Origin of the sequence: Aeromonas molluscorum 848, assembly GCF_000388115.1 — a bacterium.
Taxonomy (GTDB): Bacteria; Pseudomonadota; Gammaproteobacteria; order Enterobacterales; family Aeromonadaceae; genus Aeromonas; species Aeromonas molluscorum.
In genome coordinates this window covers 1-20,461 of sequence record NZ_AQGQ01000012.1, presented here as the reverse complement: position 1 = coordinate 20,461, position 20,461 = coordinate 1, and the positions used below count along the sequence as shown (strand labels likewise).

Here is a 20,461-nt window from a genome sequence, read left to right as displayed (position 1 = left end):
GGTCGTTACTCGAAGCAGATTTCGATGGTGGCCCGGCCATACTCGGACTCGAAAGGCATCATGATCTTGCTGCCATCCGCCTTGTGAGTGATGGTGTGATTCGGGCCTGAAACGATCACCGGGGTGGCCATGTCGAACTCATAACCTTTTTCGCCCAGCATCCGCTTGGCGCCACCTGTGACCATGTTGGTTATCTCGCCGACCATGTCGGTGATCTCTTCATTGATATGGGTCGGGGCTTCCCCCAGCATGCGGCGCATGATCTCAAGCGCCAGTCCCTTCTCGAAGCTGATGGAGAGTGACCCCCGAGTCTGGGGACCTACCATGCCGATGAGGCCTGAGACATCACCGCGGGCCAGCTCATCAGTCTTGCGCTTGGGTTTACCCGGAGTCAGCTCGAGCTGGGCCATGGTAGAGAGCACATTGAGCAGGGAAATCAGGAACGGATTGACAAAATCAGCCTTCATGTTGACTTCCTACAGGAGGCGCGCAGCGAACGCATTGCCCGTGGGCCTCGATGGTTTTGTTGGTAATAATAAAGCCGTGCTGACGAGCCTGCTCGGAGAATGCATGGTCGATGGCATCATCATGCAACTCGACCACATCACCGCAGCGATCGCAGATCAGCAGCTGCATGGGGTGGGCATGGCCGAAATGGCAACAGAAGATGAAGGCATTGAGGGACTCCACCTTGTGGGCAAATCCCTGCTCGAGCAGGAAATCCAGGGCTCGGTAGACGGTTGGCGGCTTGGCATTGGCTTCAGTTTTTTGCAACTGGGCCAGCAGGTCATAGGCGCTGATGGCGTTGCCATGGGCGGCCAGCAGACGAAATACCTGGCGTCGGGTCGGAGTAAAGCGGATGCCCCGTTGTTGGCAGAGACGCTCGGCTGCTTGTAGGAGTTGGTCTTGATTCATGATCACGTTAATGCCCTGTATCGTCTGCGGATACTAACATAGGGGCTCTTGGCGCGTGGCGTCAAAATTGATTTTGTGATGGCTGCCACGTCCTGACGCTGACACTGCCAGCGCCACACTGATGACCTGTGGCAGATTCAACTGGCGCAGGTCATCAGGGGGTCATCAGTCACTGGCGTCGGCAGCAGGGGCTTTTCGGGTGAACGGACTCGGTTTGTTGGCTTTCCGGTGCTCCGAAAACAGGATCAACATGCGTTGCAAGCCAATGAAGCTGAACAGCAATACCCCGATGATGATCTTGGTCCACCAGGAGCTGAGGGTGCCGTCGAAGTTGATATAGGTCTGGATCAGGCCCTGGATAAGGACGCCAAACAGCGAGCCAAACACGGTGCCCACACCGCCACTGAGCAGGGTGCCGCCTATCACCACGGCGGCGATGGCATCGAGCTCGACGCCGACGGCTGCCAGTGGATAGCCTGCCGAGGTGTAGAGCGCAAAGACTATGCCCGCCAGGGTGGCCAGGGTGGTGGAGAGCAGATAAATGCGGATCGTGGTCTGGCGCACCGGGATCCCCATCAGGGCCGCCGAGGCTGCATTGCCGCCGATGGCATAGACATTGTTGCCAAAGCGGGTGCGGTGGGCGAGCAACATGCCAAGCAAGACCACGGCCAGCATGATCAGGGCGAGCAGGCTCAAGCGTCCGCCGCCGGCCAGCTTCCATGAGAGACCGGACAGATAGGTGAAGGTCGGGTGATCGATGGGCAGGGACTGCTCCGAGATGAGAAAGCTGGCCCCTCGCAGAAAGAACATGCCCGCCAGGGTGATGATGAAGGCGGGGATCTTGAGGGTATCAATCAGCCAGCCCATACAGGCACCAAAAGCGGCGCCCAGCAGCAGGATCAGGGGAATGGCCAGATAAGGGCTGACCCCCAGATCGCCGATGAGCTTGGCCAGCAAGACCCCGGTGAAGGCGATCACGGCGCCGACCGAGAGGTCTATGCCGCCAGAGAGGATGACGAAGGTCATGCCTACCGCCACTATCCCGAGAAAGGCATTGTCCGTCAGTATGTTGCAGATGATGCGAGTGGACAGAAAGGCGGGGAAGGCGAGCAGACACACCAGATAGCCCACCACAAATACCAGGATGGTCACCATCAGGGGGAGGTTGCGTTTAAACATGGCGAGGCCCTCGCTGGAACAGGTGGCCGAGGGAGGGGGATTGCATGATGAGCACGGTCAGCACCACGATGGCTTTGACGATCTGATTCCACTGCGGCTGATAGCCGGAGAGCAGGATCCCCGTGTTGACTCCCTGAATGATTAAGATGCCCACTAGGGAAAGGGCGAGATTGAAGCGCCCGCCCATCAGCGAAGTACCCCCAATCACCACCGCCAGTATGGCGTCCATTTCCAGCCAGAGGCCGGCATTGTTGGCATCTGCCCCCTTGATGTCTGCCGCGACTATCATGCCGGCAACGGCAGCCAGCATGCCGCTGACGAGATAGGTGGATATCACCACCATGGCCGTGTTCAGGCCCGCATTCTTGGCTGCCTTGATGTTGATCCCCACTGCCTCGATGAAGAGCCCGAGGGCGGTGCGTTTGGTCAGCAACCAGATCAGCAGCGCCGCCATCAGAGTGATGACCACGGGGGTGGGCAGATAGCCGAAGGAGCCGCTGCCGAGCCAGGCCAGGGCCTCGTTGTTGAAGGTGATGATCTGCCCCTCGGTGATGAGTTGGGCAATGCCACGGCCCGCCACCATCAGGATCAGGGTTGCGACTATGGGCTGGATCTGGAAGATGGCCACCAGAATGCCATTCCACAGGCCGCACAGCAGACCGACGCCGATCACGGAGCAGAGAATGACGGGGATGCTGTGACCGCTGGCGGCCATGCTCGCCATGGTTGCTCCACTGATTGCCATCACGGCCCCGACGGAGAGGTCGATGCCGCCCGTGGCAATGACCAGGGTCATGCCAAGGGAGAGCAGGGCAACCGGGGCGCAGCGGTTGAGGATGTCGATCAGGCTGCCAAAGAGGCGCCCATCCTGAATGTGGACGTTAAAAAAGTTGTCGGCGACCAGGGCATTGATCAGCAGCACGCAGAGCAGGGCGCCGCATTGGGCCGTACCGGTTGGCAGGCGCTTGTGCGTTCTCTTGCTGGGCAGCGGGAGTATGGATGACGTCATATCGAGCCTCACATGGCGATGGCGGTCATGATGGCGGGCACGGAGAGTTGATCCGTCGCCAGTTCTGCCACCTGCTTTCTGTCTCGTAATACGATCACCCGATCGGCATACCCCACCAACTCCTCCAGCTCGGACGAGATGACCAGCAGGGCCAGGCCATTGGCGCAGAGTGACTCAATCAGACGGATGATCTCGGCATGGGCCCCCACATCTATGCCCCGGGTGGGCTCGTCCAGGATCAGAAATTGCGGCTTGGTCAGCAGCCAGCGGGCCAGCAGCACCTTCTGCTGATTGCCCCCGGACAGATACTGAATGGGTTGCTCCGGCCCCGGGGTCTTGATCGCCAGCTGTTCGATGAAGCGTGCCGTGATATCGTCCTGCTCCTTGCGAGAGAGGGGGCGCAGCCAGCCGCGCTGGGCTTGCAGGGCCAGCACTATGTTTTCTCGCACCGAGGCCGAGGCGATGATGCCGGCGTTTTTGCGATCCTCCGGGCAAAAGCCAAACCCATGGGCGGAAGCGCTGCGAGCGGAGCGGATCGAGACGACCTTATCCCGCACCCTGCACTCGCCACTGTCTGTTGCCTGAATGCCAAAGAGCAGCTCTGCGGTTTCGGTGCGACCGGAGCCGAGCAGACCGGCCAAGCCGACTATCTCCCCCGGCATCACTGCCAGGTCGAAGGGGGCCACCACCCCCTTCTTGCCATAATTTTTGAATGAAACCATAGGCTTGTTGCTACGCAGAGTCTTGCCGGCACGCTGGAGAGCGTTGTCTGCCAGCTCGTGGCCCAGCATCATCTTGACCAGTTCCAGCTGTGGCAGCGCGGCGGTCGGATGTGTCCCGACCAATTCGCCATTGCGCAGCACTGTGATGCGGTCGCTGACCTCATACACCTGATCGAGAAAATGGGTAATGAAAATCAGGCTGACCCCTCTCTCCCTGAGGTCGCGCATGATGGCAAACAGCATCTGCACCTCACTGGTATCCAGGCTTGCCGTCGGCTCATCGAGGATCAGGATCTTGACCGATTGGGAGATGGCTCGCGCGATGGCGACAATCTGCTGCATGGCAACCGAGTAGTGCCCCAGCGGCAGCGAGACATCCATCTCGAAGCCGTAGCTGGCCATGATGGCGCTGGCTTGCCTGGCCATGGTGGCACGGTCGATGAGGCCGAACCGCCGGGGTTCGTGGCCGATGAACAGATTGTCGGTCACCGACATGTTGGGCAGCAGATTGACCTCCTGGTAGACGGTGCCAATCCCCAGGCGCTGGGCGTGGGCCGTATCCGTGGGGATTATCTGGTGGCCGTCGAGCAGGATGCGTCCGGCATCGAGTGGATAGACGCCGGTGAGGGCCTTGACCAGGGTCGATTTGCCCGCCCCATTCTCGCCAAGCAGGGCCATTATCTCCCCTCGTCTGAGGGAGAAATCGACCTTGTGCAGTGCCCTGACTCCCGGAAAGGCTTTGCAAATTCCGATGGCGTTCAATACTGCGGTGTCATTGTTCTCTGGCATGGAAATATGTGCTCCAACATAAAGCGCCATATAAGGTGCGATGCTTATATGGCGCCCTATAAAAATAACCACATCATCATGCTGGTCGTATTAATAACCCATGCTCTTTTTCATCTCGAGCTGAGCCTGTGCGCTGTCAGGTTGGAACAGAATTGATTTGGTCTTGATGTTCTTTGGCGGCATGCTGCCATCTTTTTTATAGGCGAGCAGTGCATCAAAGGCGGGGCCAGCCATATTGGGGGTCAATTCAACCGAAGCATTGGTTTCGCCAGCTATCATGGCCTTGAATATATCTGGTACGCCATCGATGGAAACAATTTTGATATCTTTACCCGGTTTCAGTCCGGCCTCTTTAATGGCCTGAATGGCGCCTATCGCCATGTCGTCATTATGGGCATAGACGGCGCAGATATTCTTGCCATTGCTCTCGGCTTTGATGAAGCTCTCCATGACCTCCTTACCCTTGCTGCGGGTAAAGTCGCCGGACTGGGTGCGGATGATCTTGATGGTCGGCACCGCCGCTACCGCATCGAGGAAACCTTTCTTCCTGTCTAGGGCCACGCTGGCACCGACAGTGCCTTGTAATTCAACGACATTGCAGGCCTGGCCATTGAGCTGCTTGATAAGCCACTCGGCCGCTACGGCCCCTTCATGCACGCTGTCTGCCGCCACGCCCGTCATGAAGAGGGAGTCGTCCTTGGTCGTGATATTTCTATCAAGCAAAAAGACGGGGATCTCTGCCTCTTTCGCCTCCTGAAGAACAGGGTCCCAGCCGGTCTGGACGACGGGGGCAATAAAAATGGCATCCACACCCTGTGCAATAAAAGAACGAATTGCCTTGATCTGGTTCTCTTGTTTTTGCTGGGCATCGGCAATTTTCAGTGTAATGCCACGTTTTTCTGCTTCACTCTTGGCGACGGAGGTTTCTGCCGCGCGCCAGCCTGATTCGGATCCAATTTGTGAAAACCCCACCGTCATGTTGGCAGAATACACAGTACCCGAGAGTAGAATGGCACTAATGACCCCAGCCAGCTTTATCTTCTTATACATATGACACTCCTTTGCTATGCGCTATGAAATAAACAGGGTTGGGTTATTTGTTATTGTGAAACTCAAGGGTAGAGACTCCCTGAATTGGTGACGGGAGGTGGCTCACAGAAAATTTTCAGCAGCATAATCCTTCATACAAACAGCAGGTAAGTTCATATATCCAGCAGGCCCCCCTTTGATTTGTTTGCATATTAATTCCAACCGCCGACCATGTTGTCCACACTGGGCCTGCCAGCATGACGACGGCAGGGAGAAGGGGCATCTGGGCTGGCCGCCTCTTCGACGCCCTTCTCCATCTGCCCAAAGCGGGCCTTCCCCTGTATACTCTCACCTCTTCAAGGCACCCAAGGGTGCGCCAAAAGAGCGCAAGCCAGCTTTTGCTGGCTTCGTTCGTTGCATGGATACGCCGTCAGTCGCGACGCCTGGCGCCTGAATCGCTCCTTTGGGTGAGCTGCAGATATAGATACATCACTGGATATGCCGTACATGACTCAGCAACAGCACAATGATCAACACCCTCGTTCAGCTAGCCTGGCAGAGCCTGCCAAGGCGCTGACAGCCCAACGGTTTTCCATTGCGCCCATGCTGGACTGGACCGACCGGCACTGCCGTTACTTTCACCGCCTGATGAGCCGCCAGACCCTGCTCTATACCGAGATGGTCACCACGGGGGCCATCATTCACGGCAAGGGTGATTATCTGGGTTATAGCGAGCAGGAGCATCCACTCTCCCTGCAACTGGGTGGCAGCAATCCGGTGGATCTGGCTCATTGCGCCAAGCTGGCCCAGGAGCGCGGTTATGACGAGATCAACCTGAATGTGGGTTGCCCCTCGGATCGGGTGCAGAACGGTCGCTTCGGGGCCTGCCTGATGGGTGAACCTGCCCTGGTGGCCGATTGCGTCAAGGCGATGCGCGACGTGGTGGACATTCCAGTGACGGTGAAGACCCGGATCGGCATCGACGATCAGGACTCTTACGAGTTTTTGCAGGCTTTCATCGAGCAGGTGCGGGATGCCGGTTGCGAAACCTTCATTGTCCATGCCCGCAAGGCTTGGCTGAGCGGTCTTAGCCCCCGCGAGAACCGCGAGATCCCGCCACTGGATTACGAACGGGTCTATCGGGTCAAACGGGATTATCCCGAACTGACCATCGCCCTCAACGGCGGCGTCACCACGCTGGAAGATAGCCTGAACCATCTGGCCCGGCTCGATGGGGTCATGATGGGTCGTGAGGCTTATCAGAATCCTTATATCCTGGCCGACGTTGACAGCCAGCTGTTTGGCCAAACGGGAGCCGTGCCTTCCCGTCATCAGGTGGTGCATATGATGTTGCCCTACATAGAGCAGGAGCTGGCCAAGGGCAACTATCTCTCCCATGTGACTCGCCATATGTTGGGGCTGTTCCAGAACATGCCGGGCGCCCGCGCCTGGCGTCGCCACCTGAGCGAGAATGCCTGCAAGCAGGGGGCCGGCATCCAGGTCGTGCTGGATGCCATGGCCAAGGTACCGGAATATCGCGCCGAAGGGGTGGTGTGAGCATGGGTCGCCCACGCTTTACTGGATCCTGGCTGCACAAGGCGCTGGTCCGCCTCTGTGTCGGCATGCTGGCTATTCTCGGTATCAAGCTGAGTGCCCTCTACCTGCTAGGCGCCGCGCTGGTATTTGGCTTGCACCGGGATCACTTCTTCGATTAAGTGCCAGCACGCAGACAAACCCCGCCTTGAGCGGGGTTTTTTATTGCCGCCAACCATCAATTTGTCCAGCGGAGTTGGGTTTGAGTCTATGCGGCATGGGGGAGGGGGACGGGTCGACAGCGAGAGGGGATCAGCCTTGATCGGGTATGAAGTCGTGGACTTCGCCGCGTCTGGGTTTGAAGCGGGGATCGGTTCCATTGCTCTGTTTGGCCAAGTCCATGCTCTGGCAGAAGCTTTCGCCCTTCTCATATTCGGCACGCACCAGATCGATGGCACGCTCCGCCTGGCGGCGATCTTGTTTGCTCGCCTTGCGATTGCTGAACAGCTGCTGTTGATCCAGCATCCAGTGCTGGAAGGCCTGGCGACACTCGTCCTCGTTATTATTTTGAGGCGCGCCATGGGTGACAGCCTGAGCGAAGGGGCTGAGCAGGGATAAGAGCAGGAGAATACGAGGCATGTTGGCTGAGTAATTTATCACTAAGTTGCTGATTAACGGCTATTTTATGAGGTAATTTTGCCTGGGTACAGGACAAAGACAGCAAGAGGCTGGCTGATGTCTGTCCAACGGGGTGGCCGCGCAGTGGCGGCCACCGGGCCGGGCTGCTTAGTGGGCAAGCAGATAGAGCTGGCGACTGTAGGCCACATCTTCCGGGTTGTTGATGGGGTACCCCTTGAGCCAGGGTTTGATCAGCCTGGCATTGGTGTACTGGTAGATGGGAGCTATGGGTGCCTGCTCCTGCAACAGGGTTTCGGCTTTGTCGAATAGCTGGCTGCGGCTGGCCTGATCCCGGCTGTGTGATGCCTGATCCAGCAAGGCGTCGTAGTCCGGGCTGGCGAAGCGGGCCATGTTGCCGCTGTTACTGCTGCGCCACAACTCGAGGAAGGCGGAGGGGTCGTTATAGTCGGCGACCCAGGAGGAGCGGATCACCTGGAACTGGCCGCTTTGACGGCTGTCGAGATAGCTTTTCCACTCTTGATTGGTGAGTTGCACCTTGGCGCCGAGTTTCTGCTTCCACATGCTGGCAACGGCCAGTGCCAGCTTCTTGTGCACCTCGGCCGTGTTATAGAGCAGGGTCAGCTCCAGGGGATGGGCCGGGCCATAGCCTGCTTCGGCCAATAGCCGTTTGGCCTGGGTATCGAGCTCGTCCTGGCTCAGGGTCGAGAGCGGATTCGGCTTGGGGCTGAAGTGGGCAGTCACATCCGGGGTGAAGTGATAGGCCGGCTTCTCCCCGGTGCCCAGTACCTTGCTGGCGATGAGCGGCCTGTCGATGGCATAGGAGAGCGCCTTGCGCACTCGCACATCATCGAGGGGAGCCTGGCGGGTATTGAAGGCGTAGTAGTAGGTGCCGAGCTGCTCCGGTGTGTAAACCTCGGCCGGGATCTCCTTGATAAGCTTGGCGTAGCGCTCCTTGGGGAACGACTCTGTGATGTCGATGTCTCCGGCCAGGTAGCGTTGGGTCGCCGCGCTCTCCTGATTGATTGGCAAGAAAGTCACCTTGGTCAGCACTGTGTGGGCGTTGTCCCAGTAGTGGGGATTGGGCCGCAGATCGAGCCGCTCGTTGACCACGCGCTCAGCCAGCACGAAGGCGCCATTGCCGACCAGCTTGCCGGGCTGGGTCCAGGCGCTGCCTTCGCTCACTATGCTGGCCTCATGCAGGGGGGAGAGGCTGGGGTGGGTCAGCAGATTGAGGAAATAGGGCACAGGTTGGGAGAGGGTCACCTTGAGTGTGTGATCATCGACGGCCTCGACCCCGAGCCGGTCCGGGTTCAGTTCACCGGCCACTATCTTGTCCACGTTGTCGAAATGGGCCAGCTGGGCAAACCAGGCGAAGGTCGCGGCCTCCTTGGGATCGACCAGACGGCGCCAGCTGTAGACAAAATCGCTGGCGGTGACCGGATCTCCGTTTGACCAGGCGGCGTCCTTGCGCAGCTCGAACAGGAAGTGCTGGTTGTCATCGCTGCGCCAGTGCTGGGCTACCCCGGGCTGGACGCTGCCGTCAGCCCCCTGGGTCAGCAATCCTTCGAACAGATCCCGCACGACCTGCAATTCGGGCAGGCCGACCAGTTTGAGGGGGCTCAGGCTGCTGGGTTCATCCTTGAGATGGCGCACCAGACTCTGATCGGCGGCGAGTTTGGCATCGGATGGGATATCGGCGGCCTGGGCCGAGCCCATGGCCAGCAGTAACAGCAAGGGGCGCCATCCTGTCATGGTCGGATCCTTAAATGTGAAGCGGGGAGAAAAGTCGGCGATAAATGCTCGCCTGTTGCTGGGGAAACATGATATCCCCAATGCTGGTCAGACCGCCAGCGGTCGGCAAGGCGCTTATGGACCCTTTTTATCGGGTGTGAACAGGATAGGGTGAGGGAAGAGGATGAGACTAGGGTGGTTGTTACTGGGGTTGCTGAGTCAGGGCGCCTGGGCACTGGATACCTGTCAGTCGAGCAGCCCGGTGGGAAGCTGGTGTCAGGTGAGCATAGCCAAGCTGCACCCGACCCAAGCGGGCGTAGGCCAGTTGCAGGTGGACGAGACAGCGCGCGAACTGGTGGGCAAGTCTGCCAAGCAGCTCGACAAGTTGATGAAGAAGAAGGAGATCCCCGTCGTCATCGCCCCGGATGGCGGCTATTGGCTGGTGGACCGTCATCACCTCACCACGGCACTCTGGCAATCGGGCATCAAGGAAGCTCGGGTCAAGGTGATAGCCCGGCTGCAAGACAAGGGCTCATTCTGGAGTCAGATGCAGAACAATCATTGGGCCTGGCTCAAGAATGAGCAGGGCCAGCCCATCACTCCCCAGCAGTTGCCGACCCGTATAGGTACTCTGCCTGACTATCCTTATCGCACCCTGGCGGGGCTGCTGCAGGACGCCGGTTACTTCCAGAAGAACAAGCGGGCCTACTTCGTCGAGTTTGCCTGGGCGAGCTGGCTGGGTCAGCAGATGCAGTGGCAGCCCGTCACGCAAGCCAACTTGGCCGCCAGTCTGCAGCAGGCCAAGCGGCTTGCCTGCAGCCGGGGTGCAGATGCGTTGCCCGGCTATCCTGGCAAGCAGTGCAGCACCAATCCACCGCGCAGCTGAACTGCCCTGACTGGTCGCCCTCGGGCGGTTTTGCCTTGAAAAAAAGCGCCACCCCTGGGGTGGCGCTTGGCATTGGTGGCATGGGCGCCTGTCAGGGCGCCGGCAGACTGGGGCCATCCAGATATTCGGGCAGGAACAGGGTTATCTGGGGCACATAGGTGATGAGCATGAGGAACAGCAGCAGGAAGCCAACCCAGGGCAGGCAGGCGCGGATCACCCACCCCATGCTCTGCCCCGTGATGCCGGCCGTCACGAACAGGTTGAGCCCCACCGGTGGCGTCAGCATGCCTATCTCCATGTTGATCACCATGATGATCCCCAGATGGATGGGGTCTATGCCCAGTTGCATGGCGATGGGGAACAATATCGGCGCCATGATCAGCACTATGGCCGAGGGCTCCATAAAGTTGCCTGCCAGCAGCAGCAAGATATTGACCACAATGAGGAAACCCCAGGCAGGCAGACCCCAGGCGATGATGGTCTCGGCGATGGCGTGGGGGATCCGCTCGGAGGTGAGCACATGGGCAAACAACATGGCATTGCTGATGATGAACAGCAGCATGATGCTTACCTTGGCGGCATCACGGACCACATGACCCACTTCCCCGTTGAAGGGGGACTTGAGCAAGGAGAGCGGCAGCAGCACCAGATTGCGCAGGCTGGCGGCGACCAAGGATTCCCCCTCGTTGCGCCAGGCCACCCCCTTGAGCGGACCTATGTCGCGATAGCCATAGACGGCAATGAAGAAGGCGTAGACTGCCGCCACAGCGGCGGCCTCGGTCGGGCTGGCGATGCCCCCGTAGATGGAGCCCAGCACCAATATGATGAGGAAGAGACCGCCGAGGGCCTTGCCACCGCTGCCAAGCAGGGTGACGACCCCCGGGAAGGGCTGGCTCGGCAGCCCTTTGATGCGGGCCACTACATAGATGACCACCATGATGAGCCCCCCCATCATGAGCCCGGGCAGGAAGCCCGCCATGAACATGCGCGATGCCGATACTTCGGTCGCCGCCGCATAGACCAGCATGACGATGGAGGGAGGGATCAGTATCCCCAAGGTGCCAGCATTGGCGATCACTCCGGCGGCAAAGGCCTGGGGGTAACCGGAGCGGACCATGCCCGCGATGACGATGCTGCCGATGGCGGCCACGGTCGCAGGGCTCGAGCCGCACACGGCGGCGAACAGCATGCAGGCCATGACGGAGGCCATGGCGAGGCCACCACGGATATGGCCGACGGAGTCCATGGCGAAGTTGATGATCCGCTTGGCCACGCCACCGGTCGACAAGAAGGCTGACGACAGCACGAAGAAGGGAATGGCCAGCAGGGTGTAGTGCTCCGAGGTCGCCTCGAACAACTTGAGCGCCAGAGAGGCGAGGGAGTCGTTGGAAAAGAGCAGTATGGTGGTGACGCTGGAGAGGCCGAGGGCCACCGCGATGGGCATGCCGAGCAACATGGTGAGGATCAGCAGGGTAAACAGGGTCAGGGTTGCCATTGTGCTTATACCTTCTGATTCGGGTCATTGTCGATGAGGTGCATGCTCTCGCGCGCCTCATCGGCCAGGGCGAAGCCCTGCATCTGGCCGCGCCATACCATGACACCGACCCCGAAGAAGCGGAAAAACAGCAGCGCCAGACCAATGGGCAGAATGCTCATGGCCTGCCAGCGCAGAATGGGCAGATCCTCCATCTCGATGCCGATCATCTTGAGTTTGGTCAGGTAGACCCAGGCGCCGTAGAAGTAGAAACCGCAGTAGAGCAGGCAGAGGCCAACGGCCAACAGGGTGAGGCGGCGTTGCCAATGGCTGGGGAGCACCTTGATGAAGGCATCCACCCCGATATGAGCCCCGACTCGCACTCCCCATGAGGCGCCAAACAGCACCATCCATGCGCAGAGGTTGAGGGTCAGCTCCTGTGCCCAGAGCAGGCCGGTGTCGAAGAAGAAGCGCAGCACCACTTCGATGAAGACCAGCAGTGTTGTGCTGACCAGGAGCAGACCTATGATGGTCTCCTCCAGCTGATAAATGAGTTTTTTCATAGGATGATTCCTGAGAGAGCCCCCGCCTTTGGTGGCAGGGGCCTTCTGGTTCCTGACTACTGATTGGCGGCGACGGCGGCGTCGATGAGTTCCTTGCCGATGGCCCCTTCAAACTGCTTCCAGACCGGCTTCATGGCCTCCACCCACTGGTTGCGTTCGGCATCGGTCAGAGTTATCAGCTGGCTCTTGCCGGAGGCGAAGATGGCCGTCTTGTCTTCACTGTCTTTCTCGGCGGCAATCTTGTTGCCGAAGGTGACGGATTCATCCAGCGCTTTTTTTAGCTCGCTACGCACATTGTCTGGCAGGCCGTTCCAGAACTCGGCGTTGGTGACTATCAGGTAATCCAGCACCCCGTGGTTGGTCTCGGTGATATAGGGCTGCACCTCGAAGAACTTCTGGGAGTAAATGTTGGACCAGGTGTTCTCCTGGCCATCGATGGCCTTGGTTTGCAGCAGGGTGAACACCTCGGCGAAGGGCTTTTTCACCGGCACGGCATGGATGGCTTCAAACTGGGCGGCCAGCACGTCCGAGGTCTGGATGCGGAACTTCTTGCCCTTGGCATCCGCCGGGGTCTTGAGGGGGTTGCTGGCGGAGATCTGCTTCATGCCGTTGTGCAGGTAGCCCAGACCCACCAGGCCATATTTTTCGAGGGAGCCCAGCATGGCCTGGCCCTCCTTGCCCTGCTGGAATCGGTCGACGGCGGCCATGTCGTTGAACAGGAAGGGCAGGTCGAAGATCTGCAGCTGATCCGTGTATTTCTGGAACTTGGAGAGGGAGGGGGCGATCATCTGCACGTCACCGAGCAGCATGGCTTCGAGCTCCTTACCATCCCCGAACAACTGGGAGCTGGGATAGACCTTGACCTCCACCTGCCCCTTAAGGCGCTCATCCACCAACTTCTTGAAGTGGTTTGCCATCTGGCCTTTGGGGGTGTTGTCTGCCACTACGTGGGAGAACTTGAGTTCTATGGGGGCGGCGATGGCCGAGGAGATGCCAAGCGCCAGGGTGAGGGCTGCGGTCAGGGCGCGGGTTCTGAAAGTCATTGTGGTCATCCTTGTGTGTGGGTTCAGGTCATTCCCATTAATCATGGCAACTTGCGTGCCAAAAGGATCAATTTAGCAACATTCCATTAACCGCGGGCCGTGGCTGGTCATGGCCGGGTGAGAGGAGGGGCGAAAAGGGGGTGGGAATCCCCCCATAGGCGGGATGGCGCGGGTGGGGATCCGCCCATGAGGGGGGGGATGCGACAGCCCGAATGGTGAAATGTGGGGGGAGAAGGGGCCGCAATGCCTCGACTATCCCCTCTCTCCTGTCTTCTCTCGGCGAAAGCAGGGGCGCGGCGAGAGAGGCCAGGCAAGTGCTCGCTCTTTGCACATTCTGAGGTTCAAGACGCCTCGCCTGTGTCGTCTCCGAGCTTGTAATCCTGCTTGTCGAGGCCATATTTGCGCATCTTGTCGTACAGGGTCTTGCGCGGCAGGCCGAGCACCTCCTGAACCTCTTTCAGGCGCCCGCGATGCTGGCTCAGGGTGTCGGTCAGCAGGATGCGCTCGAACCGGTCGACCTGTTCGGCCAGGGTCAGGGCCTCGCAACCCAGGCTGAGATCGGCAAAGGCCCCCTCTTCTCCCATCAGCACGCAGCGCTCGGCCAGGTTGCGCAGCTCGCGCACGTTGCCCGGCCAGTCGTGGGCCAACAGCCAGGCGCGTTGCTCTGCACCCAGGCGCGGCGGCGCCAGCTGGTAGCGGGTAGCGGCCACCCGCAGGAAGTTCTCGAACAGGAGGGGCACATCCTCCTTGCGTTCGCGCAATGGGGGGATATCCACCCTCACTACGTTGAGTCGGTAATAGAGGTCGGCGCGAAAAGTGCCCTGCTCGACCAGCTTCTTCAGGTCCATCTTGCTGGCAGCCAGTACCCGTATGTCCAGGGTGATCAGCTGGTTGGTGCCGAGCGGTTCTACCTTTCTGTCTTCCAGCACCCGCAGCAGCTTGATCTGCAACGCCATCGGCATGCTCTCAATTTCGTCGAGGAAGAGGGTGCCCTTGTCGGCCCAGACTATCTTGCCGACCCGTCGCTTCTGGGCACCAGTAAAGGCGCCAGCCTCGAAGCCAAACAGCTCGCTCTCTATCATGGTCTCGGGCACGGCACCGCAGTTGATGGCGACGAAGGGCTCGGCGGCGCGCACCGAATGGTCGTGCAGGAAGCGGGCGACCAGCTCCTTGCCGCACCCCGTCTCGCCCATGATGAGCACGTCGGCGGGGGCATCCTTGATGTGGGTGAGGATCTGGCGCAGCCGCTTGATGGCCGGGTGGGCGCCGAGCAGTCTGGGGCCCGGTCCGCTCTGGGCTTCCAGTTCGCTGCGCAGTTCGCGATTTTCCAGCACCAGGCGCCGCTTGTCACTGGCGCGGCGCACGACTTCCAGCAACTGTTCGGTGCCAAACGGCTTCTCGATGAAGTCGTAGGCACCCAGGCGAATGGCCTGCACCGCCGTCGAGATATCCCCATGGCCGGTGAGCAGTATCACCGGCAGCTCGGGGTCACGGCGCATGATCTCTTCGAGCAGGGCGATGCCGTTCATGCCGGGCATGTTGATGTCGCTGATGATGATGCCGGGCCACTGCGCCCGGATATGGGGCAGGGCCTCGGTGGCGCTGGCGAAGGTGGTGACCTGCCACTGGGCCAGCTCCAGGGTCTGGCCGAGGGAGAGCCGCAGGTGATGTTCATCGTCGATCAGCATGACTTGGTTCATGTCGGCCTCCTCGAGGGCGTGGTGAGCAGGGTTGTGCGGGTAAGATGGCAACGGGGGATCACGACATCATGGTGGGAGCGGAGTTGCTTCACAGGGGACTTCTCCGGCTGGGGTCAACCGCGGGCAGCGTGATGGTGAAGCGGGCTCCGCCCCTGGGATCATTGGTGGCATCCAGGCTGCCGCCAAAGGCGTTAATGATGCGCAGCGATATGGTCAACCCCAGCCCCAGCCCCTGGGATTTGGTGGTGTAGAAAGGGGCAAACAGCTGCCTGGCCTCGACGGCCAGGCCTGGGCCATTGTCGATGATGGCAATGGTCACTTGCTCCGCTTGGTTTTCCACCTCGAGCCAGACCCGGGGGGGGCCGCAATTGGTACAGGCCTGCAGGGCGTTGTGCAGCAGGTTGACCAGCACCTGCTCAAGCTGGACCGCATCGGCGCGCACATAGAGGAGGTCTGCTGGCAGGCGAGTTTCGACCAGCAGTCCCTGCTTGATCATCTGGCCGTGCAGGAGGGAGAGGCTGGCATGAATCACGGGTTGCAGCGCCACCGCCTGCAGCGTCTGCTCCCCCTTGCGGGCGAACACCTTGAAGCGGGCCACCAACTCGCTCATGTGGTGGTTGAGGTCATTGATTTGCAAAAGATTGTCGCGGCAACTGTCGAGGCGGCCCTTGTCGAGCAGTTGCAATGCATTCTCACCGTAGGCCCGCATGGCGGCCAGAGGTTGATTGAGCTCATGGTTGATACCGGCAGACATCTCGCCGAGCAGGGCCAGCTTGGCAGTCTGTACCAGCTGTTCCTGGGTATCGACCAGCTCGCGCTGGGTCTGGCGGAACTTGTCCAGGGTGGCGACCAGATCCTGGTTACTGGTGGAGAGGGCCCGGGTACGCTGGTTGACCTTGTGTTCCAGCAAGTTGTTGAGCCGGGCCAGCCGGGCGCGACCGAGCAGCACCTGGCGCCAGTAGAGCCAGATCATCAGCAGTAACAGGGAGATCAGGGCGAAACTGGCCAGGGCCTTGGCAATGATGGGCCGCAAGTCATGGAGTGGCTCCAGGGTATAGAGGTGCCAGCCAGCCGTCGGCATGGCGGTGCCGGTAAAGAGATAGCCCTGGCCCCAGTGCCACTCGTTCTGACTGCGCAGCAGGCCGAGGGAGGCAAGGTCGCTCAAGGGGGCGCCCAGTCTGTCTCCGTATTTACGCTCTTCGGCCAGGATGTTGCGGGTGGCCTGATCGAGCTGGACCAGGGGACGATAGAGCCAGTCGGGCTGAGAGGCGAAGAAGACGACACCGTATTCGTCGGTGAGCAGGTAGTCGAGATCGCTGCGGGCCCAGCGCTCATCGATCAGAGAGAGCGCCACCTTGACCACCACGACGCCGAGGCGGCGATCGCCATCCTGCACCGGATAGGAGAAGTAGTAGCCCCGCCGCCCCGAGCGCTGGCCGAGGGCGAAGTAGCTGCCGGGCTTGCCCTGCATCGCCTGGCGGAAATAGGGGCGAAAATGGTAGTTGTCCCCGACGAAGCTGTCGGACTGGCGCCAGTTGCTGGCGGAGATCACCTCCCCCTTGTCCGTCATGAGATAGATGGCATCCGTGCCCAGGATCTCGTTGTACTGCTCCAGCAGGGGGTGGAGCCGATAGGGGGGGAATTGCTGCAGCAGCGCCTGCTGCAACTCGGTGCGGGTTGCGATGAGGGCCGGCAGGCGGCGGTACTTGTCGAGCTCGATCAGCAGGCGACCCGCCAGGCGCTCGTTGTCTATCCTGGCCTGCTGGCGCAGGCTCTCCAGCCCCCACTGACGTGCCGTGAAGGCGACCACCACCATCAAGGTGACCCAGAGGCCGATCAGCAGGCCCCGACTTCCATTGTTCATCATGCCCTTCCTTAGGTTGGCATCATCTTAACCTGTCCCGGCTTGAGAGGGGGCGACGCCGACGACAGAGTGTGATGGGGGCGACAGGAGAAGAGACCCTGCACAATCTGTCAGCTTGATATTCATTCTCGTTTAGGCATCATGATAGGCCTCATTCAAGTAAGGAGGTCTCTCATGGCACAGGCATTCACCAGGCCGGACAACACAGAGGCGCACTGGCAGCGTTACATGATAGAAGCCGAGCACTCCTTGGATCAGGGGGCGCTCGGCTCAGCGGTCTGCCTCTATCAGCAGGCCCTCGGCGTCATCTCTGAACCCGTCGACGAGCAGAGCAGGCCCGTCACCATCGACCTTGAAGGGCTGGCCACCATGCGGGTTGCTACCTGCCATCGTCTCGCCGACTTCTGGCGTGCTATGGGGGAGCCCAACTATGAGTTGCGTTATCTCAAGCTTGCCGCCGAATTGGTGACGGCTCTGGTGCCCCAGTGCCCCCACAAGGGGTGCCAGTCCCTCATCAGCGAGCTGGGTTGCTGTCGTGCCGCCCTGCTCGGTTTTCTGCGCCGTCATCCCAATCCCGAGATAGCCAGGCTGATCCAGAGTCAGGACATCATGCAAGGCTGCGAGCTGATTGGCCGGTTTCGCCTCAACTGATGGGTCTGAACCAAGCTGGCCGGCAGCGCGGCGGCCCGTTTATCCCCTGGGGGCCAGCTTGCGGGCGATGCGCGCTTGCGCCTCTTCCCCCTGCAGCGCCAGGGAGAAGGCGCGCGCCTCTGTGTCTATCACGAAATGAACCGCCTGCCTGAGCTCCTGCTTGAGCAGAGCCTTGCTGCGCTGCAGGGCCAAGGGGGGCTTGGCGGCGAGTCGCTCGGCCTGGTGTTTGGCATGGGCCAATAGATCGTCAGGGGCCAGCACCTGGTTGGCCAGGCCGAGGCTCAGCGCTTCCTGGGCCGAGATGGGGTCTGCCAGCAAGAGCAGCTCGCAGGCCTTGAGGTGACCCACGGCCCTTGGCAGCAAAAGGCTGGAGGCAAACTCCGGCACCAGACCCAGCTCGACGAAGGGCAGTTGCAGCCTAGCGTTATCCGCCAGATAGACAAGATCGCAGTGCAGCAGCAGGGTGGTGCCAATGCCGACCGCCGCTCCGGCGACGGCGGCAATCACCGGCTTTGGGAAATCGGCAAGGGTGTGCAGGAACTGCAAGATGGGATCGTCCTCGTCGAGGCTCTCCTTGCCGATGAAGTCGGCAAGATCGTTGCCAGCGGTGAAGCAATCGTGCTGGCCCTGCAGTAGAACCACCCGCACTTCCGTATCCAGCGCGGCCTCGCGCAACTGATGGGTCAATGCCTGATACATGGCGCCATTGAGGGCGTTTCGTTTGGCGGGGCGATTCAGGGTCAGGGTCAGTACCCCTTGCAGGCGCTGACTGATGACGGGGTTGTTCATGTCGCAATCCTTGGCTGGTGATCTGTTCAAGCTTGGCGCTTGGCAGTAAACTTTTCCTTTCTTAACAAGTTCATAAAAGGATTTCAACCATGTTAAAACGCATGTTTTATGCCGCTGTCTCCTTGGTATTGGCGGCCCCGGTGCTGGCGAACGTCACGGCCAGTGACGGCTATGTGCGTCTGCTGCCCCCTGGTTCCCCCAACACGGCGGCGTTCGTGGTGCTGAAAAATGATGGGGATACGCCGGTCAAACTGACCGGCGCCAGCTCGCCCGAGGTGGCGCGTGCCGAGCTGCATACTCACCTCCATGAGAATGGCGTGATGCGTATGCGCCAGGTCGAGAGCATCGATATCCCGGCCAGGGGCGAGGTGGCACTCAAGCCGGGCAGCTTTCACATCATGCTGTTCGAACTCAAGGATCAACCCAGTCAGGATACCCCCTTCCCGCTGACCCTGAGTCTGGACAATGGCCAGACCCTGAGCCTGATGCTGCCGGTGAAACCGGTCGCGCCTTCGGCGGGTATGCAGCACTAATCTGGGTCAGGTTTGGTCGCTGTGCGGATAATCTTGCTAGGTATTGGGGATAAGCGAGGTAAAATGCGGGTCTAATCCCGCATTCTCTGGAGTTTAATAATGAAAAAGACACTGTTGGCCTCTTCCCTGCTTGCCCTGATGAGCACCTCCGCCATGGCCGCCGACGACTGGCGCTTTGCCGCCGGCAGCGATATTTGGAATGCCGAAGGTAGCGGTCACGTCAACGACATCGGTGCCAACGGCAGCTTTGATGACAAGAACAACTGGAGCGGTTACCTGCAACTGGAACATGGCATCATACTGCTGCCCAACGCCAAGTTTGAAATGTCCGATCTGAGCTCCAGCGGCGGAGCCTTCGACAACGATATGCAAGCCTATGATCTGAGCCTCTACTACCGCTTGTTCAACAACGATCTCTTCCAGATCGATCTGGGTCTGACCGGTCGTCGTTACGAGGGTGATTTCAACACCCAGCACTACTCCTATGACAAGGACGTGCTGATGGCCTACACCGGTGCCGAAGTACGTCTGCCGGGGACCGGCTTCTCTGCCTTTGGCGATGCCCGGGTTCAGGATGCGGACAACTATGACTACCGTCTGGGTGGTGCTTACAAGTTCTCCTCCCTGCCACTCAAGCTGCGCGCTGGCTGGCGTCAAGTCGATGTCGACTTTGACAAGGTCGATCAGCGCATAGATGGCTGGTTCGCCGGCGCCGAATTCAGCTTCTAATGTCACGGTAACGAGGGTTCTTCATGGGCAACATTATTGTGACGGGAGCGGGGTCAGGTCTGGGCCGCGCCTTGACGAGCGGGCTGGTGGCTCGCGGTCACCGGGTGGCCATGATGGGACGCCGTTACCAGAAATTGCAGGCACTGGAGGCCGAGTTTGGTGAGGCCGTGACCGGTATCGCGGTGGATCTCTCCCACCATGAGGCGGTGGAGATGGCCTTCGCCTCCGCAGTGGAGTGGGGCGGTCTGCCGGATCTGGTGATCCATTGCGCCGGGGTGGGCGAGTTTGGACCCATCGGGGTGTATACCGCCGCACAGGTGCGCCGGGTGGTGGAGAATAATCTGATCTCCACCATTCTGGTGGCCCAGCAGACGGTGCGGCTCATCGGGGAGCGGGGGGGAGTACTGGCCAACGTGCTCTCTTCGGCTGCCCAGGTTGGCAAGGCCAACGAAAGCCTCTATTGCGCCTCCAAATGGGGCATGCGCGGTTTTCTCGAATCTTTGCGCGCCGAGACCAAGAGCAGTCCGCTGCGATTGGTCAACCTCTATCCAAGCGGCATTCGCAGTGAATTCTGGGACAACTCGGATCATGTGGACTCGAGTGATTTCATGACCCCGGAGGACGCTGCCGAATATATGCTCGATGCCCTGGCGGCGCGCAGCAGCTGCCATGTGACCGACCTC

21 protein-coding genes are annotated in these 20,461 nt (G+C 60.0%); 7 read left to right on the top strand and 14 right to left on the bottom strand.

From position 1 onward, the window contains the following. Positions 1-5: 5 nt before the first annotated feature. The 6 genes from G113_RS03635 to ytfQ all read right to left on the bottom strand — a co-directional run bounded on the left by G113_RS03635 (position 6) and on the right by ytfQ (position 5,664). Positions 6-467 carry a chemotaxis protein CheX gene (locus tag G113_RS03635; protein WP_005893663.1) on the bottom strand — a complete coding sequence of 154 codons (462 nt, stop codon included), beginning with the start codon at positions 465-467 and terminating at the stop codon, positions 6-8. Further along, positions 457-915, bottom strand: a complete 459-nt coding sequence (zur, locus tag G113_RS03630) for a zinc uptake transcriptional repressor Zur (protein ID WP_005893662.1) — start codon at positions 913-915, stop codon at positions 457-459. The genes G113_RS03635 and zur overlap by 11 nt, the downstream gene beginning before the upstream one ends. Positions 916-1,080: 165 nt before the next feature. Then, the gene (gene yjfF, locus G113_RS03625; protein WP_005893660.1) at positions 1,081-2,094 is read right to left on the bottom strand and encodes a galactofuranose ABC transporter, permease protein YjfF; all 1,014 of its coding nucleotides are present in this window, start codon (positions 2,092-2,094) and stop codon (positions 1,081-1,083) included. Continuing rightward, entirely contained in the window at positions 2,087-3,103 is a 1,017-nt protein-coding gene (gene ytfT, locus G113_RS03620) for a galactofuranose ABC transporter, ATP-binding protein YtfT (RefSeq protein WP_005893657.1), read from the bottom strand. Before ytfT ends, yjfF begins: the two co-directional genes overlap by 8 nt. Before the next feature lie 8 nt (positions 3,104-3,111). Then, a complete protein-coding gene (locus G113_RS03615) occupies positions 3,112-4,614 on the bottom strand; it encodes a sugar ABC transporter ATP-binding protein (RefSeq protein ID WP_005893655.1) in 1,503 nt (500 codons plus the stop codon). Between the two features lie 90 nt (positions 4,615-4,704). Continuing rightward, on the bottom strand, positions 4,705-5,664 hold the full coding sequence (ytfQ, locus tag G113_RS03610; RefSeq protein WP_005893653.1) for a galactofuranose ABC transporter, galactofuranose-binding protein YtfQ: 960 nt from the start codon (positions 5,662-5,664) through the stop codon (positions 4,705-4,707). Positions 5,665-6,216: 552 nt separating this feature from the next. On the opposite strand from ytfQ, the gene dusA reads away from it, so the two are divergent. Continuing rightward, a complete protein-coding gene (dusA, locus tag G113_RS03605) occupies positions 6,217-7,200 on the top strand; it encodes a tRNA dihydrouridine(20/20a) synthase DusA (protein WP_040318876.1) in 984 nt (327 codons plus the stop codon). Between the two features lie 2 nt (positions 7,201-7,202). Further along, on the top strand, positions 7,203-7,358 hold the full coding sequence (locus G113_RS21445; RefSeq protein WP_005893651.1) for a hypothetical protein: 156 nt from the start codon (positions 7,203-7,205) through the stop codon (positions 7,356-7,358). A gap of 130 nt (positions 7,359-7,488) precedes the next feature. Here the strand turns inward: G113_RS21445 and G113_RS03600 are convergent, their stop codons facing one another. Then, positions 7,489-7,815 carry a hypothetical protein gene (locus tag G113_RS03600; protein ID WP_040318872.1) on the bottom strand — a complete coding sequence of 109 codons (327 nt, stop codon included), beginning with the start codon at positions 7,813-7,815 and terminating at the stop codon, positions 7,489-7,491. Positions 7,816-7,962: 147 nt separating this feature from the next. Then, the gene (locus G113_RS03595) at positions 7,963-9,567 is read right to left on the bottom strand and encodes a peptide ABC transporter substrate-binding protein (protein WP_005893649.1); all 1,605 of its coding nucleotides are present in this window, start codon (positions 9,565-9,567) and stop codon (positions 7,963-7,965) included. A gap of 163 nt (positions 9,568-9,730) precedes the next feature. On the opposite strand from G113_RS03595, the gene G113_RS03590 reads away from it, so the two are divergent. Further along, the gene (locus G113_RS03590; RefSeq protein ID WP_040318871.1) at positions 9,731-10,432 is read left to right on the top strand and encodes a ParB-like protein; all 702 of its coding nucleotides are present in this window, start codon (positions 9,731-9,733) and stop codon (positions 10,430-10,432) included. A gap of 91 nt (positions 10,433-10,523) precedes the next feature. Here G113_RS03590 and G113_RS03585 read toward each other — a convergent pair whose 3' ends face one another. From G113_RS03585 to G113_RS03565, 5 genes are all read right to left on the bottom strand, one after another. Then, on the bottom strand, positions 10,524-11,927 hold the full coding sequence (locus G113_RS03585) for a TRAP transporter large permease (protein WP_005893643.1): 1,404 nt from the start codon (positions 11,925-11,927) through the stop codon (positions 10,524-10,526). A gap of 5 nt (positions 11,928-11,932) precedes the next feature. Beyond that, positions 11,933-12,469, bottom strand: a complete 537-nt coding sequence (locus tag G113_RS03580) for a TRAP transporter small permease (RefSeq protein WP_005893642.1) — start codon at positions 12,467-12,469, stop codon at positions 11,933-11,935. Between the two features lie 56 nt (positions 12,470-12,525). Continuing rightward, positions 12,526-13,512 carry a TRAP transporter substrate-binding protein gene (locus tag G113_RS03575; RefSeq protein ID WP_005893640.1) on the bottom strand — a complete coding sequence of 329 codons (987 nt, stop codon included), beginning with the start codon at positions 13,510-13,512 and terminating at the stop codon, positions 12,526-12,528. 341 nt (positions 13,513-13,853) lie between these two features. Beyond that, entirely contained in the window at positions 13,854-15,212 is a 1,359-nt protein-coding gene (locus tag G113_RS03570; protein ID WP_005893639.1) for a sigma-54-dependent transcriptional regulator, read from the bottom strand. Between the two features lie 88 nt (positions 15,213-15,300). Further along, positions 15,301-17,079, bottom strand: coding sequence for an ATP-binding protein (locus G113_RS03565; RefSeq protein WP_152435940.1), 1,779 nt, complete (start codon positions 17,077-17,079; stop codon positions 15,301-15,303). 171 nt (positions 17,080-17,250) lie between these two features. On the opposite strand from G113_RS03565, the gene G113_RS03560 reads away from it, so the two are divergent. Further along, entirely contained in the window at positions 17,251-17,727 is a 477-nt protein-coding gene (locus G113_RS03560) for a DUF2753 family protein (RefSeq protein WP_005893637.1), read from the top strand. Between the two features lie 39 nt (positions 17,728-17,766). Here the strand turns inward: G113_RS03560 and G113_RS03555 are convergent, their stop codons facing one another. Beyond that, on the bottom strand, positions 17,767-18,516 hold the full coding sequence (locus tag G113_RS03555) for an enoyl-CoA hydratase-related protein (protein ID WP_005893636.1): 750 nt from the start codon (positions 18,514-18,516) through the stop codon (positions 17,767-17,769). An 89-nt stretch (positions 18,517-18,605) separates the two neighbouring features. Between G113_RS03555 and G113_RS03550 the strand changes: the two genes are divergently transcribed. The 3 genes from G113_RS03550 to G113_RS03540 form a co-directional block, all read left to right on the top strand. Next, entirely contained in the window at positions 18,606-19,049 is a 444-nt protein-coding gene (locus G113_RS03550; RefSeq protein WP_005893633.1) for a copper chaperone PCu(A)C, read from the top strand. 99 nt (positions 19,050-19,148) lie between these two features. Beyond that, positions 19,149-19,778: a TIGR04219 family outer membrane beta-barrel protein gene (locus tag G113_RS03545; RefSeq protein WP_005893630.1), complete on the top strand. Its 630-nt coding sequence runs from the start codon at positions 19,149-19,151 to the stop codon at positions 19,776-19,778. A gap of 23 nt (positions 19,779-19,801) precedes the next feature. Further along, positions 19,802-20,461, top strand: a 660-nt coding sequence (locus G113_RS03540) for an SDR family NAD(P)-dependent oxidoreductase (protein WP_005893629.1), incomplete at its 3' end; no start/stop codon positions are given.